At 75.8% G+C, this 14,689-nt stretch carries 13 protein-coding genes; 7 read left to right on the top strand and 6 right to left on the bottom strand.

All coding sequences use genetic code 11. The features are described from left to right. The first annotated feature begins 8 nt into the window (after positions 1–8). The 3 genes from nucS (at position 9) to ACI798_RS05065 (ending at position 2,848) form a co-directional block, all read left to right on the top strand. Entirely contained in the window at positions 9–680 is a 672-nt protein-coding gene (gene nucS, locus ACI798_RS05075) for an endonuclease NucS (RefSeq protein WP_456940258.1), read from the top strand. A 76-nt stretch (positions 681–756) separates the two neighbouring features. Continuing rightward, positions 757–2,538 (top strand): 3-hydroxyacyl-CoA dehydrogenase family protein, encoded by a 1,782-nt coding sequence (locus tag ACI798_RS05070; protein ID WP_457047389.1) that lies wholly within the window; start codon positions 757–759, stop codon positions 2,536–2,538. 1 nt (position 2,539) lies between these two features. Then, the gene (locus ACI798_RS05065; protein WP_457047388.1) at positions 2,540–2,848 is read left to right on the top strand and encodes a hypothetical protein; all 309 of its coding nucleotides are present in this window, start codon (positions 2,540–2,542) and stop codon (positions 2,846–2,848) included. Positions 2,849–2,918: 70 nt separating this feature from the next. On the opposite strand, the gene ACI798_RS05060 is transcribed toward ACI798_RS05065, so the two are convergent. The 6 genes from ACI798_RS05060 to mce all read right to left on the bottom strand — a co-directional run bounded on the left by ACI798_RS05060 (position 2,919) and on the right by mce (position 9,110). Beyond that, a complete protein-coding gene (locus ACI798_RS05060; protein WP_457047387.1) occupies positions 2,919–3,581 on the bottom strand; it encodes a class F sortase in 663 nt (220 codons plus the stop codon). Further along, the gene (locus ACI798_RS05055) at positions 3,578–4,450 is read right to left on the bottom strand and encodes a DUF4397 domain-containing protein (RefSeq protein ID WP_457047386.1); all 873 of its coding nucleotides are present in this window, start codon (positions 4,448–4,450) and stop codon (positions 3,578–3,580) included. Before ACI798_RS05055 ends, ACI798_RS05060 begins: the two co-directional genes overlap by 4 nt. 106 nt (positions 4,451–4,556) lie before the next feature. Beyond that, positions 4,557–5,492 (bottom strand): hypothetical protein, encoded by a 936-nt coding sequence (locus tag ACI798_RS05050; RefSeq protein ID WP_457047385.1) that lies wholly within the window; start codon positions 5,490–5,492, stop codon positions 4,557–4,559. 44 nt (positions 5,493–5,536) lie between these two features. Then, positions 5,537–7,012: a hypothetical protein gene (locus tag ACI798_RS05045; RefSeq protein ID WP_456940252.1), complete on the bottom strand. Its 1,476-nt coding sequence runs from the start codon at positions 7,010–7,012 to the stop codon at positions 5,537–5,539. Between the two features lie 191 nt (positions 7,013–7,203). Further along, positions 7,204–8,535 (bottom strand): crotonyl-CoA carboxylase/reductase, encoded by a 1,332-nt coding sequence (gene ccrA, locus ACI798_RS05040; RefSeq protein ID WP_457047384.1) that lies wholly within the window; start codon positions 8,533–8,535, stop codon positions 7,204–7,206. A gap of 113 nt (positions 8,536–8,648) precedes the next feature. Continuing rightward, a complete protein-coding gene (gene mce, locus ACI798_RS05035) occupies positions 8,649–9,110 on the bottom strand; it encodes a methylmalonyl-CoA epimerase (protein WP_457047383.1) in 462 nt (153 codons plus the stop codon). Positions 9,111–9,343: 233 nt separating this feature from the next. Here mce and ACI798_RS05030 point away from each other — a divergent pair, with 233 nt between their 5' ends. From ACI798_RS05030 to ACI798_RS05015, 4 genes are all read left to right on the top strand, one after another. Beyond that, positions 9,344–10,534, top strand: coding sequence for an acetyl-CoA C-acetyltransferase (locus ACI798_RS05030; RefSeq protein ID WP_456940249.1), 1,191 nt, complete (start codon positions 9,344–9,346; stop codon positions 10,532–10,534). Continuing rightward, entirely contained in the window at positions 10,531–11,550 is a 1,020-nt protein-coding gene (gene meaB, locus ACI798_RS05025) for a methylmalonyl Co-A mutase-associated GTPase MeaB (RefSeq protein WP_457047382.1), read from the top strand. Before ACI798_RS05030 ends, meaB begins: the two co-directional genes overlap by 4 nt. A 40-nt stretch (positions 11,551–11,590) precedes the next feature. Further along, positions 11,591–13,081, top strand: a complete 1,491-nt coding sequence (locus tag ACI798_RS05020) for a phytoene desaturase family protein (protein WP_456940247.1) — start codon at positions 11,591–11,593, stop codon at positions 13,079–13,081. A 1,067-nt stretch (positions 13,082–14,148) separates the two neighbouring features. After that, positions 14,149–14,682, top strand: coding sequence for a MarR family winged helix-turn-helix transcriptional regulator (locus tag ACI798_RS05015; RefSeq protein WP_456940246.1), 534 nt, complete (start codon positions 14,149–14,151; stop codon positions 14,680–14,682). Positions 14,683–14,689: the final 7 nt, after the last annotated feature.

The raw sequence follows: 14,689 nt of genomic DNA, 5'->3' as shown, positions 1-14,689 counted from the left end.
CGGCCCCCGTGCGTCTGGTCATCGCCCGCTGCTCGGTCGACTACATCGGGCGGCTGACCGCCCACCTGCCCATGGCCTCGCGGCTGCTGCTGGTCAAGGCCGACGGGTCGGTGTCGGTGCACGCCGACGACCGCGCCTACAAGCCGCTGAACTGGATGAGCCCGCCGTGCACCCTGAAGGACGAGCTGGTCGACGGGTCCGGCACCTGGACGGTCACCAACAAGGCCGGTGAGCAGCTGGTCATCACCATCGAGTCGGTCGAGCACGACTCCGCGCACGAGCTGGGCGTGGACCCCGGCCTGCAGAAGGACGGCGTCGAGGCCGAGCTGCAGCGGCTGCTCGCGCTGCACGTGGAGACCTTCGGGCAGGGCTGGTCGCTGGTCCGCCGCGAGTACCCGACGGCGATCGGCCCGGTCGACCTGCTCTGCCGCGACGCCGACGGGCGCACCGTCGCCGTGGAGGTCAAGCGGCGCGGCGAGATCGACGGCGTCGAGCAGCTGACCCGCTACCTCGAGCTGCTCAACCGCGACCCGCTGCTGGCCCCGGTCAAGGGCGTGTTCGCCGCGCAGGAGATCAAGCCGCAGGCGCGGGTGCTGGCCGGCGACCGCGGCATCGAGTGCGTGACGGTCGACTACGCCGTCCTCAAGGGCACCGACGACCCCACCCAGCGGCTGTTCTAGGGCGCTACCCGCCGGTAGGCCGGCCTCCCGCGGGGTGGGAGACTGCCCCGGTCAACGCACGGGAGGAGATGGCAGCGTGGCCAGAGAACTGACCGAGGTCGGCGTGGTGGGCCTGGGCACCATGGGTGCGGGCATCGCCGAGGTGCTGGCCCGCGCGGGCCTGTCGGTGACCGCCGTGGAGGTCGGGGACGAGGCGCTGGCCCGCGGCCGCGGGCACGTCGAGCAGTCCACCGGGAAGGCGGTCGCGCGCGGCAAGCTCGACGACGCCGAGCGCGAGGCGATCCTCGGCCGCATCCGCTTCACCACCTCACTCGAGGACCTCGCCGCCGCGGAGCTGGTCATCGAGGCCGTCCCGGAGCGGATGGAGCTCAAGACCGAGCTGTTCGCGAAGCTGGACAAGATCTGCCCGCCGGACACCATCCTCGCGACCAACACCTCCAGCCTGTCGGTGACCGAGCTGTCGGTGGCCACCGGCCGGCCGAGCAAGGTCATCGGGATGCACTTCTTCAACCCGGCGCCGGTCATGAAGCTGGTCGAGGTCGTGCGCACCGTCGTCACCGAGCCCTCGGTCATCGAGGACGTCGAGGCCCTGGCCGAGCGGCTGGGCAAGGTCGACGTGACCATCGGCGACAAGGCCGGCTTCATCGCCAACGCGCTGCTGTTCGGCTACCTCAACCACGCGGTCTCGATGTACGAGAACCGCTACGCCAGCCGCGAGGACATCGACGCCGCCATGCGGCTGGGCTGCGGCCTGCCGATGGGCCCGCTCGCGCTCATGGACCTCATCGGCATCGACACCGCCTACGAGATCCTCGACACGATGTACAAGCAGTCGCGCAACCGGCTGCACGCGCCCAGCCCGGTCATCAAGCAGATGATGACCGCGGGCCTGCTGGGCCGGAAGTCCGGGCGCGGCTTCTACACCTACGCCGAGCCCGGCTCCGCCGAGGTCGTGCCCGACGAGCGCACCCCGGCCGCCGGCGGTGCCGCCCAGGGCGCCCGCCCGGTGTCGAAGGTCGGCGTCGTCGGCTCCGGGACGATGGCCACCGGCATCGTCGAGGTCGCCGCCAAGGGCGGCTACGAGGTCGTCTTCGTCGCCCGCACCCTCGACAAGGTCGAGGCCGTGCACACCGCGCTGCAGAAGTCGCTGGACAAGCAGGTCGCCCGCGGCCGGCTCGACGAGGCCGGCCGGGACGAGGTCCTCACCCGGGTCACCGGCACCGCGTCGCTGGACGATCTCGCCGACGTCGACCTGGTCGTCGAGGCCGTCGTCGAGCACCTGGCCACCAAGCAGGCGCTGTTCGCCAACCTCGGCGAGATCTGCAAGCCCGGCGCGGTGCTGGCCACGACGACGTCGAGCCTGCCGGTCATCGAGTGCGCCAAGGCCAGCGAGCGCCCCGCCGACGTCGTCGGCCTGCACTTCTTCAACCCCGCACCGGTGATGAAGCTGGTCGAGGTGGTCAGCACGATCGCCACCGCTCCCGACGTCGCGGCCACCGCGCACGCGGTCTGCGCCCGGCTGGGCAAGCACGCGGTGTCCTGCACCGACCGGGCGGGGTTCATCGTCAACGCGCTGCTGTTCCCCTACCTCAACGACGCGGTGAAGATGCTCGAGGCGCACTACGCGACCGCCGACGACATCGACGCCGCCATGAAGGTCGGCTGCGGCTACCCGATGGGCCCGTTCGAGCTGCTCGACGTCGTCGGTCTCGACGTCTCGCTGGCCATCGAGCGGGAGCTGTACACCGAGTTCCGCGAGCCCGGGTTCGCGCCGGCCCCGCTGCTCGAGCACCTGGTCACCGCCGGCTACCTGGGCCGCAAGACCGGCCGCGGGTTCCGGGACTACTCCCGGCGCTGAGGTGCCCCGCAGGGGACGACGCAGCGGGGGGCGGTCGGCCGGCCGCCCCCCGCTCCCGCGCCGGGGCGAGGACGTCGAGGAGGCCGCCGACGGCGACTGGGTCGTCCGCCGGCTGACCGGGGCGGCGAGCACCAAGCCCTACCGCTGCCCGGGCTGCGACCAGGAGATCCGGCCGGGCACGCCGCACGTGGTCAGCTGGCCGGCCTACGCCCGCGACTCGGACCTCGAGCCCTGGGACACCGACTCCGCCGCCGACCGGCGCCGGCACTGGCACACCGCCTGCTGGCAGGCCCGCGATCGCCGCCGCTGATCGAAGGACCAGCCCGCCCCTCGCGAGCTCGCGGCGGGCCCCTGCGGGGAGGCCGCGCCGATCGGGCGAGTCATCCCGTCTGCGCGAACACCACCACGTTGTCCTCGTAGCTGCGCACCGCGCGGTCGAAGTCGCCGCCGCAGGTCACCAGCCGCAGCTGGGCGTCGGCGGTCGGCCGGTACACCGCGTCGGTCGGGAACGCGTCCTTCGGGTGCCGCTCGACCCGGGTGACGGTGAACCGGGCGGTGCTGCCGTCGGCGCGGTCGACGAGCACCTCGTCGCCGGAGGTGAGCTCGCGCAGGCGCCAGAAGACCGCCGGGCCGCTGCGGGAGTCGACGTGCCCGGCCAGCACCGCCGGCCCGACGTCGCCCGGTGCCGGGCCGCCGGTGTACCACCCCGCCGTCGCGGGGTCGGCCGGGGCCGCCAGCGCGCCGGTGGCGTCGAGGCCCAGGTCGACCAGCCCGCTGTCGAGACCGATGGCCGGCGCCCGCACCCGGACGGGCGCCGCGGCCGCGGGGGCGGACCGCTGCGCCAGCACGACCGGCCCCGGCACGGCCGCGGTGCCCGTCCCGGCGGTGGCCGGCGGGGGAGCGGCCGGCCCCAGCAGCGCGACCGCCGCCGCGACGAGCGCGAGGACGGCCAGCGCGGGCCGCAGCAGGCCCGCCCGGCTCCGTGGCGCGCGGTGCCGGGACCGGCGCCCGGGCGCTCGGTGGCGGGCGGCCGGCCCGGTCACCGGCGCCGGCGGCCCGCGGCGTGCCGGCCCGGCGCGGCGCCGGCCGCCGTCCGCCGCGGGGCGAGCAGGACCAGGCCCGCGCCGGCGGCGAGGACGGCGGCACCGGCCACGGCCAGGACGGGCGGCGACGCGGTGCCCGCCGCGCCGCCGGCGCCGGCCTCCACCCCGCCCGTGGGGACGACCCCGGGGCCGGCGGCGTCGAGGGCGGTCCGGACGGTCAGCCCGCCGCCGGCCCGGTCGAGCACCAGCACGCTGTACACCGACCCCGCGTCGACGTGCACCGGCAGGTCCGTGGCCTGGCCGCCCTGCGGCGTCACCGTGACCGCCGTGGCGCCCGCGGGCACGTCGACGTAGCCGGTCGTGTCGGCGAAGGCCAGGCCGGTGGCCAGCGACGGCCCGCCGGGGACGGCGACGTCGAGGGTCTGCGCGCCCGCCGCCGCGGCGACGACCCGCATCCGCGCGGTACCCGGCGGCGGCGGGGTGAGGTCGTCGTCGAGCACCTCGAGGCCGAGGTCGGCGAAGGGGCCGACGCCGGCCACGGTGTGCGCGCTGTCCGCGCCGACCTGCACCGTCGTCGACAGCACCGGCGGGCTCTCCGGGTCCGCACCGGCGGCCCGCATGCTGACCGCGTAGGTGCCGGCCGGGACCGACCGGTAGTCCGACACCGTGCCGTAGCCGACCGCGGGGAACACCTGGCCGGCCGTGGGGTCGGCCACCGAGTCGACGTAGACGTCGACGGCGGGGGTGTCGGGCGACAGGTGCGCCAGCCGGAGCAGGCCGCCGTCGTCCGCGGCCGCCGGGCCGGCGGGCAACCCCGCCACGGCCGCGGTCAGGGCCACCACTGCCAGGACCCGGCTCGTCCTGCTCACTCACGCCTCCCGGTGCAGGGTCGGACCCCGCCGTCGTCAGGGGATGACTCCACGTCTACCTCGTCCGCCCGGGGGCCACACCCGCGGGGGTCCGCCGGGCGCGCCGTCAGCCGGTGGCGGCCGTCACCAGGGCCTCCGGGGCGGAGACGTAGCGGAAGGACACGAGCACCCCGGCGTCGGTCACCTCGACGTCGTCGGGCGCGAACGGCGCGAGCTGGGCGGCGAGCCACGCCCGGAGCCGCTCGGTGGCCTCCGGGTCCCCGGGCACCGGCGCGCCGCCGACGGCGTCGACGAGCGCCCGGCGGGCCGGCGCCTCGGCGCCCTCCTCGCGCGGCAGCGCGGGGAACGACGCGATGCCGACGCCCTCGGTGGCGGCGACGGCGGCCAGCACGGTGAGCAGCCGCTCGTCGACGGCGGCGTCCTGGAGGACGGCGGCCGCCGCGCCCACGGCCCGGGTGGTCGGGTTGGCGAGCAGCGCCCGGGCGAGGTCCTGCCGGCGGGCCAGCTCCCCGGCGGTGGGCTCGCCGGGCGCGGGGTCGACGACGAGCAGCTCGCTGCCGTCCCCGTGCCGGTCGAAGCGGGCCACCACGCGCGAGCCGGCCGGCGCGGCGCCGACGACGGCGAGCAGCGTGCCGGGCGGGACGCCGCCCTCGGCCGGACGCAGCCGGTCGGCCGGGACGCCGGCGTCGGTGAGCTCCTGCCGGACGGCGGCCGTGGCGGCCAGGTCGGTCTGCGGCGGGAGCGCGGCACCGAGCCAGCCGGCCACCGGCTCGGCGCCGTCCGGGGGCGTCGCGTCGTCCCCCGGCGCCGAGGCGCTCGCGGCGGACGGGCGGGCCGCCGGGCCGGCGTCGTCGCGGCCGGCCTGCACCAGCCCCATGCCGCCCAGGAGGGCGGCCAGGCCCGTGGCGAGCAGGGTGCCGCGGACGGCGGGACGCCGCAGGCCCGAGGGCTGCGCGCGGTGCCGGTGCCGGTCGCGCCGCCGGCGGGGGATGGCGGGCGGGGCGTCCGGACCGGGGGCACCCGGTCCGGACGCGTCTGCCACGTGCCCTGCCTACCTCGCCGCGGGCCGCGGCGCGCGGGCAGGAGTCAGTGACGCCCGGGGACGGCGGGCTGGCCGCCGGTGTCGCCGCTGCGGACGGCAGGCTGCACCGCGGTCTGCGGGCCCTGGGACTCCGGGGCGCCCTCGGGGGACGGCTGCTCGGCGCGGCTCGACCCGCCGACCTGCCGGCCCTCCTCCTGGCCCGCGGTGTGCACCGGGCGGATCTGCTGGGTCTCGGCCACCGAGGGCCGGCCGGGCTCCTGCGCGGCCGGCGGCTGCACGGCGGGCATCGTCTGCGGCGACGACGGCCGGGTGGGCTGCCGGGCGGCGGCGGCCTCGCCGGCCGGGGCTTCGGCGGGCCGGGTGTGCGGCGTCGGGCGCGGCGCCGCCGGCTGCCCGCCGCTCTGCGGGCCGACGGCGCGCTGCACGGCCGTCTGCGGCCCGACGGCGGGCTGCACGAGCGTCTGCGGCTCCCCGGCGGGGCGGCCGACGGCCGGCTGCACCGCGGTCTGCGGGCCGTCGACGTCGCGGCGGGCGGCGGGCTGCTGCTCCTGCGGCGGCTGCGGGGCCGGGGGCGCCGGCTGGGGCGCCTGCGCGGCGGGCTGCGGGGCCTGCGCCGCGGGCTGGGGCGCCGGGGCGGCGGGCTGACGGTCCTGCGGCGCGGCCGGTGGGCGGGCGGCCTGCTGCGGCTGCGCACCCGGGCGCTGCGGCTGGGGCTGGGGCCGGTCGGCCAGGTCCGGCAGGGTGGCCAGCACCCGCCGGGCCTCGTTGAGCCGGGCGGTGAGCTCGTCGCGCACCCGGCGGACGGCGGCGGCGGAGGCCTCGGCGTCGGCGACGACGCCGGTCGCGTGCGCTTCGGCGGCGGCGACGCGCTCCTGCGCGGCCCGCACCGACTGCTGGTCACGCTCCTCCTCGATCCGCGCGGCCTCGGCGCGGCGGGCGCGCTGCGCGATCTCGAAGTCCTCCTCGATCTTCGCGCGGCGGGCCTGCGACTCGGCGTCGAGCCGGGCGACCTTCTCCTGCGCCTTGGCCACCAGCTCGTCGGCGCGGATCTGCGCCTTGCTGGCGATCTGCTCGGCGTTCTGGCGGGCCTCGGCGAGCATCCGCTCCACCTCGGCCCGGCCCGCCGCGTGCCGCTCGAGCATCGCGCGCTCCTCGGCGGCGGTCTGCTCGCGCAGCGCCCGGGCCTCCTGCTCGGCGGCCGCGCGGATGTCGGCGGCCTCCTCCTCGGCCAGGCGGAGCATGTGCGAGATGCGCTCGCTCATGTTCTCGAAGGTGGCCGGGCCGGAGGTGGCGGCCTTGCGGCGCAGCTGGTCGATCTCCGCGTGCATCGCCGACAGCTGGCCGGCCAGGTCGCTGACGCGGGCGGCCGCGGCGTCCCGGTCGGCGAGCGCGACCCGGATGTCGGCCTCGAGGCGCTCGATGGTCTCGGCCACCTGGTGGCGGTCGTAACCCCGCAGCACCACGTCGAACGAGTGCTGGGCCTCGCGCATCGGCAGCAGGTCGCGGCGGGGATCGGTCATGCGGGTCATCCTCGCAGAGTCGGGGGAGGGTCGTCAGCGTGTCGAGGCGGTCCGGCCGTTCGGCGTGTGGCGCCCCGGGTGGTGCCGGTGGGGCCCCCGGACCGCGCCCCGTCGGACAACGAGGCGGCTCCCCCCAGGGTGCCCGGACGCCGCGGTGGCGTCCGGGCACCCCCGTCCGGGGACCCGTCGGATCAGATCCCGCGGAAGCGGTTGATCGCGGGCAGGTGCTTCTCCCGCTTCTCGGTGTCCTTGACGCCGAGGCCCTCCCCGGGGGCGAGGGTCAGCACGCCGACCTTGCCCTGGTGGAGGTTGTGGTGGACGTCGTAGGCGGCCTGGCCCACCTCGTCCATCGCGTAGGTCTTCGACAGCGTCGGGTGGATCAGCCCCTTGTCGATGAGCCGGTTGGCCTCCCACGCCTCCTTGTAGTTGGCGAAGTGCGACCCGACGATCCGCTTGAGGTTCATCCACAGGTAGCGGTTGTCGTAGGAGTGCATGTAGCCGCTGGTGGAGGCGCAGGTGACGATCGTGCCGCCCTTCTTGGCGACGTAGACGCTGGCGCCGAAGGTCTCCCGGCCGGGGTGCTCGAAGACGATGTCGACGTCGTCCCCGCCGGTCAGCTCGCGGATCCGCTTGCCGAACCGCTGCCACTCCCGGGGGTCCTGGGTCTGCTCGTCCTTCCAGAACCGGTAGCCCTCGGCGGAGCGGTCGATGACCAGCTCGGCGCCCATCCGCCGGACGATGTCGGCCTTCTCCGGGCTGGACACCACGCACACCGGGATGGCGCCGCCGTTGAGGGCCATCTGGGTGGCGTAGGAGCCCAGCCCACCCGACGCCCCCCAGATCAGGACGACGTCGCCCTGCTTCATGTCCGCGCCGTTGCGGGACACGAGCTGCCGGTAGGCGGTGGAGTTGACCAGCCCGGGGGCGGCCGCCTCCTCCCAGGACAGGTGCGCGGGCTTGGGCATGAGCTGGTTGCTCTTGACCAGCGCCAGCTCGGCGAGGCCGCCGAAGTTGGTCTCGAAGCCCCAGATCCGCTGCTGGGGGTCCATCATCGTGTCGTCGTGACCGGCCGGGTCCTCGAGCTCGACCGACAGGCAGTGCGCGACGACCTCGTCGCCGGGCTTCCACTTGTTCACGCCGGGGCCCACCCGGAGCACGACGCCGGCCAGGTCGGAGCCGACCACGTGGTAGGGCAGGTCGTGCCGCTTGGTCAGCTCGGAGACCCGGCCGTAGCGCTCGAGGAACCCGAAGGTCGAGACCGGCTCGAAGATCGACGTCCAGACGGTGTTGTAGTTCACCGACGACGCCATGACGGCGACGATCGCCTCGCCCGGGCCGAGCTCCGGGGTGGCGACCTCCTCCACGTGCAGCGACTTGCGCGGGTCCTTCTCCTTGGTCGGCATCCCCGCGAACATGTCCTGCTCGTCCTTGCGGACGAGGACCGCCCGGTAGGACTCCGGCACCGGCAGACCGCCGATGTCGCTGAGCTGGTCGGCGAGGATGGCGTCCCTGATCTCGTCCACGTGTCTCTCCCGGGTCTTCGTCGGCTCGGAGGGGTGGTAGCGCGGTGCGCGGCAGGTTACCGGCCGGTAACCCACGGGTCGTGCGCAGGTCGGGGTGGTCCTCCCCGGGTGAGTCAGTGCGGGGTGCGGGCGGGCTCGACCAGCTCGACCAGCACGCCGCCGGCGTCCTTGGGGTGCACGAAGTTGACGCGGCTGTCCGACGTGCCGCGCTTCGGGGTGTCGTAGAGCAGCCGCAGACCGCGCTCGCGCAGGGTGGCGCTGACCGCCTCGACGTCGTCGACGCGGAAGGCGAGCTGCTGCAGGCCCGGGCCCGACCGGCCGATGAACCTGGCGATCGTCGACTCCGGCGTCAGCGGGGCGAGCAGCTGGATGCGGGTGTCGCCGGAGCCGACGGCGAGCATCGCCTCGCGGACGCCCTGCTCCTCGTTGATCTCCTCGTGCACGGAGCGCACGCCGAAGGCCTGTGCGTAGAAGGCGATCGCCTCGTCCAGGTCGGGGACGGCGATGCCCACGTGGTCGATGGTGGTGAACAGCTCGGCGGGCAGGCCCGCGGGAGCAGTCGCGTCGGCGGTCACCGCGTCATCCTGACGCAAGACGTCTGAGACGACTCCCCGGTGTGGCGACCATCACGTCACCGGTTCGCCGAGCGCGACAGGCCCGTGTCGCACCCCGCCCGGCACCGGAGCGGGCCGTCGACCCCGGTTGGAGAACCGATCTATCCTGTCCGGCAGCCCGACCGCCGCGACCCGCCCGCCCGGCGCGGCCCGACCCGCGGTCGCCAGCGTCGGCGACCCGCACTGGAGGCAGCATGTCCCGCTCGGTCATCGTCAGCGGCGCCCGGACCCCGATGGGCCGGCTCCTCGGCTCCCTCAAGGACTTCTCCGCCGCCGACCTCGGCGGCATCGCCATCAAGGCCGCCCTCGAGCGCGCCGGCATCTCCGGCGACCAGGTCGACTACGTGATCATGGGTCAGGTCATCCAGGCCGGCGCCGGCCAGAACCCGGCCCGCCCGGCGGCGGTCGCGGGCGGCATCCCGATGTCGGTGCCGTCGTTCACCCTCAACAAGGTGTGCCTGTCGGGCATCGACGCGATCGCCCTGGCCGACCAGCTCATCCGCGCCGGCGAGTTCGACGTCGTCGTCGCCGGGGGCATGGAGTCGATGACCCAGGCGCCGCACCTGCTGCCCAGCTCGCGCACCGGCACCAAGTACGGCGACGCCACGCTGGTCGACGCCATGGCCCACGACGGTCTGTCCGACACCTTCGACCAGGTCGCCATGGGCGCGCTGACCGAGCAGGCCAACGCCCGCTACGACCTGACCCGCGAGGAGCAGGACGCCTTCGCCGCGGCCAGCCACCAGCGCGCGGCCGCCGCGGCCAAGAACGGCCTGTTCGACGACGAGGTCACGCCCGTGTCCATCCCGCAGCGCAAGGGCGACCCGATCGAGTTCCGCGACGACGAGGGCATCCGCGCCGACACCACGGTCGAGACCCTCGCCAAGCTCCGGCCGGCCTTCGCCAAGGACGGCACGATCACCGCCGGCACCGCCTCGCAGATCTCCGACGGTGCCTGCGCGGTCGTCGTCATGTCCGCCGAGAAGGCCGCCGAGCTGGGCCTGACCCCGATCGCCGAGATCGGCGCGCACGGCGTCGTCGCCGGTCCCGACGCCACGCTGCAGCAGCAGCCGTCGCGGGCGATCGCCCGGGCCTGCGAGCGCGAGGGCATCTCCCCGGCCGACCTCGACCTGGTCGAGATCAACGAGGCGTTCGCCGCGGTGGGCATCGTGTCCACCCGCGAGCTCGGCCTGGACCCGGAGAAGGTCAACGTGAACGGCGGCGCGATCGCGCTGGGCCACCCGATCGGCATGAGCGGCGCCCGGATCGTGCTGCACCTGGCCCTCGAGCTCGGCCGCCGCGGCGGCGGCGTGGGTGCCGCGGCCCTCTGCGGCGGCGGCGGCCAGGGTGACGCGCTGATCCTGCACGTGCCCGCGAAGGCGTGATCCCGGAGGGCATCGCCGTCCGGACCGCCGCCCCCGCCGCCCCCCGCGGGCGGCGGGGGCGGCGCGCCGTCGACGTCCCCGACCTGGTCGCCCGCGCCCGCGACGGCGAGGCCCGCGCGGTGGCGCGGCTGATCTCGCTGGTCGAGGACGCGAGCCCGGTGCTGCGCGAGGTCGCCGCCGCGCTGGCCCCGCACACCGGGCACGCGCAGGTCATCGGCCTGACCGGCGCCCCAGGGGTGGGCAAGTCCACGACGACGACGGCGCTGGTGCGCGCGCTGCGGGCGGCCGGCCGGCGGGTGGGCGTGCTCGCCGTCGACCCGTCGTCGCCGTTCTCCGGCGGGGCACTGCTCGGCGACCGGGTGCGGATGCAGGACCACGCCGGCGACCCCGGCGTCTACATCCGCTCGATGGCCTCGCGCGGGCACCTGGGCGGCCTGGCCTGGGCGACGCCGCAGGCGCTGCGGGTGCTCGACGCGGCCGGCTGCGACGTCGTGCTGGTCGAGACGGTCGGCGTCGGGCAGTCGGAGCTGGAGATCGCCTCGCTGGCCGACACCACGCTGGTGCTCGTGGCGCCGGGCATGGGCGACGGCATCCAGGCGGCCAAGGCGGGGATCCTCGAGGTGGCCGACGTCCTCGTCGTCAACAAGGCCGACCGCGACGGCGCCGACCGCACCGTCCGCGACCTGCGGTACGCGCAGTCGCTGGGCGGGCGGCACACCGGGCCCGGCGCCTGGAAGCCGCCGATCGTGCGGACCGTGGCCGCCCGCGGCGAGGGGGTCGACCGGCTCCTCGCCGAGGTCGAGGCGCACCGCCGCTGGCTCGACGACTCCGGGGAGGGCACCCGGCGCCGCGCCGAGCGGGCCGCCCGCGAGATCGAGGCGATCACGCTGGCCGGGCTGCGCGAGCGGATCGGCGAGGTGCGCGGGTCCGCGGCGCTGGCCGCGCTCGCCGACGAGGTGGTGGCGGGGGAGACCGACCCCTACCGCGCGGCCGACCGGCTCCTCGCGCAGCTCTGACCTGCCCCGGGCAGACTGGCCCGGTGAACGGACTGTGCCCATGAACGGCAGAGCGGACGCCGTCGTCGTGGGGGCCGGGCCGAACGGCCTGGCCGCCGCCCTCCGGCTGGCCGCCGCCGGCCTGCGCGTGCAGGTGGTCGAGGCGGCGGAGAAGCCCGGCGGCGGGATGCGCACCGAGGAGCTCATGCGGCCGGGGTACCGGCACGACGTCTGCTCGATCGTGCAGCCGATGGCCGCCGCGGCGCCGTTCTTCCGCGAGTTCGACCTGCCCAGCCGGGGCGTGCGGCTGGTGCAGCCGGAGGTCAACTTCGCGCACCCGCTCGACGGCGGGCGGGCCGCGGTCCAGTACCGCTCGCTGGAGGAGACCGCGGACGCGCTCGGGCCCGACGGGGCGGCCTACCGCCGGCTGTTCGAGCCGCTGGTGGCGCACGGGCAGGACGTCGTCGACTTCTTCCTGACCAGCCGGCTGCGACGGCTGCCGACCCGCAGCGTGCCGCAGATCGTGCACTTCGGGCTCAACGGGCTGCCCAACGTGAGCTGGCTGGCGCGCCGCTACTTCGACACCGAGGAGGCCCGCGCGCTGCTGGGCGGGGCCGCCGCGCACGGCATGCTCGACCTCAGCCAGCCGCTGACCTCCGCGCTCGGGATGCTGCTGACGATGCTCGGCCACCACGTCGGCTGGCCGCTGGTCGAGGGCGGGTCGCAGAACCTGGCCGACGCGATGGTCACCGCGCTGGAACAGCAGGGCGGTGAGGTGGTCACCGGGCACCTGGTGACCGACCTGCGCGAGTTCGACGGCGTCCCGGCGGTGCTGCTGGACACCTCGCCCGAGGCGTTCGTGGCGATGGCCGGCGACCGGGTGAACGAGGGCTACCGGCGGTGGGTGCGGCGGTACAAGCACGGCGCCGGGGTGTTCAAGATCGACTGGATCCTGTCCGAGCCGGTGCCGTGGACCCACCCCGACGTCCGGCGGGCCGGGACGCTGCACATCGCGGGGACGCTGGAGGAGACGATCGCCGGCGAGCGGGCCCCGAACCAGGGGAGGGCCGCCGAGCGCCCGTACGTGCTCGCCGTCCAGCCGACCGTGCCCGACCCGACCCGCGCGCCCGAGGGCGGGCACGTGTTCTGGGCCTACGTGCACGTGCCGCACGGCTCCGACGTCGACATGACCGCGGCCATCGAGGACCAGGTCGAGCGGTTCGCGCCGGGCTTCAAGGACACGATCGTCGACCGGGTCACCAAGAACGCCGTGCAGATGGAGGCGTGGAACCCGATGTACGTCGGCGGGGACATCTCCAACGGCCAGGCGACGCTGCGGCAGATGCTGTTCCGCCCGGTGCCGCGGTGGAACACGTACAAGACGCCGGTCGACGGCGTGTACCTCGCGTCCTCGGCCACCCCGCCCGGGCCCGCGGTGCACGGCGCCTGCGGGGACAACGCCGCGCAGGTGGCGCTGCGCGAGGTGTTCGGCGTCCGCGAGGTGCCCCGCCTGCGCCCGGCTGCAGCGACTTCAGCGCCGGGATCCGCCTGAGGGTCATCCGCCGTCGGCTGACGACCCTCAAGAGGTCCCGGTGAGGCGAGAAGCGGCTGCAGGCGGTCGAGCAGGGCCTCGGGTCGCTGCAGGTCCGCAGCGGTGACGAAGACGACGCGCCAGCCGGCCGCGGTGAGGCGGTTGAGCCGCTGCCGGTCGGCGCGGAACTGCGCGGGGGCGGCGTGCCAGACGCCGTCGTACTCGACCGCGATGCGCCGGTCGGGCCGGGCGAGGTCGACCCGGGCGACGAACCGCGAGCCGTCACGGACGACGTACTGGGCGACGGGCGGCGCCAGTCCCGAGCGGAGCAGGAGCAGCCGCAACCTGGTCTCCTGGGGTGACTCGGCCATCCCGTCGGCCAGCGCCAGGACGCGCCGGACGTGGCGGCAGTCCCGGCCGGTGAGGGTGCCCGCCGCCTCCCGCACCGACCCGAGGTCGACCAGACCACTGCTGAGGAACCGGTCGACGTCGACGACCGCGTCCTCGAGCGGGCGGGTGCGGGCCAGGTCCAGGGCCGTGCGCAGAGGCGTGGCGACCCGGGTGCCTCGCCGGGTCGTCGACTCGTCCGCGCGGAGGCTCCGCCGGGTGAGGACGACACCGGGCACCTCACCCGCGCGGACGGTGGGCACGACGGTGCAGGTGACGTCGTCGTCGGCGTCCGCCAGGGCCGCACCCCACAGGACCGCGGCACTGCGTCCGCTCACGACGGCGCCCGGGAGCAGCAGTCGGCTGACCGCCAGTGCACGGACGGCGTGGTCGACCTGCACGGTGGTACAGGCGTAGACGTCCGGGAACAGGCGACGCCAGGCCGAGGTCCTCAGCTGCGAGCGCGTGAGGAGCCCCGCCCGGACGACCGTGGAGCCGCGGAAGACCCGGTCCGCCAACTGAGGCGGACGGACCGGCGGTCGGGACACGGGCGGGCATGCTGCCGGAGCCGGCCGCCGTGGCGCTCGGGCTGTCCACAGCCGGCGCCGAGATGCGCTCCAGGGCGGTCATCCGGGGCTCGGTGCCGACCCTGAGCCGCATCTCACCGGGGTACGGACGCCGGGGCAGGTAGCGTCGGGCGCATGGTCCGGGCGCTGGGGCTGCCGTTCGACCCGATCGAGCGGGCGGGGGAGACCTGGGAGCACCGCTTCGGTCCCGCCGCGGCGATGCGCGCGGCGACGTCGGTGTTCCGGGTCCAGCAGATCCTGCTCGCCCGCTTCGATGAGGTGCTGCGCCCGCACGGGCTGACCTTCGCCCGCTACGAGGTCCTCGTGCTGCTCACCTTCAGCCGCACGGGGCAGCTGCCGCTCAAGGTGATCGGCAGCCGGCTGATGGTGCACCCGACCAGCGTCACCAACGCCATCGACCGGCTGGTCGCGGCCGGGTTCGTCGACCGCCGGCCCAACCCCGCCGACGGCCGCGGCGTCCTGGCCGGCATCACCGACCGCGGCCGCGAGGTCGTCGAGGTGGCCACCCGCCAGCTCATGGCCCTCGACTTCGGCCTCGGCGACCTGCCCGAGGCCGAGCAGGCGCAGCTGTTCGACCTGCTGCGACGGGTCCGCCTCGGCGCCGGCGACGTCGCGGACGTCGACCCGGCCCCGTCCGCCGAGGGCTGACACCACA

Source organism: Geodermatophilus sp. SYSU D01045 (assembly GCF_054050295.1).
Note: the sequence above shows the minus strand (reverse complement) of the source record. Positions and strands in the feature narration are given on the sequence as shown.

What these genes read in the sequence shown, in the direction of transcription:
- ACI798_RS05045 (WP_456940252.1), bottom strand. Translation starts at nt 7,012, where the DNA reads ATGACCGATCCCCGCCGCGACCTGCTGCCGATGCGCGAGGCCCAGCAC.
- ACI798_RS05020 (WP_456940247.1), top strand. Translation starts at nt 11,591, where the DNA reads ATGAACGGCAGAGCGGACGCCGTCGTCGTGGGGGCCGGGCCGAACGGC.
- ACI798_RS05030 (WP_456940249.1), top strand. Translation starts at nt 9,344, where the DNA reads ATGTCCCGCTCGGTCATCGTCAGCGGCGCCCGGACCCCGATGGGCCGG.
- ACI798_RS05015 (WP_456940246.1), top strand. Translation starts at nt 14,149, where the DNA reads ATGGTCCGGGCGCTGGGGCTGCCGTTCGACCCGATCGAGCGGGCGGGG.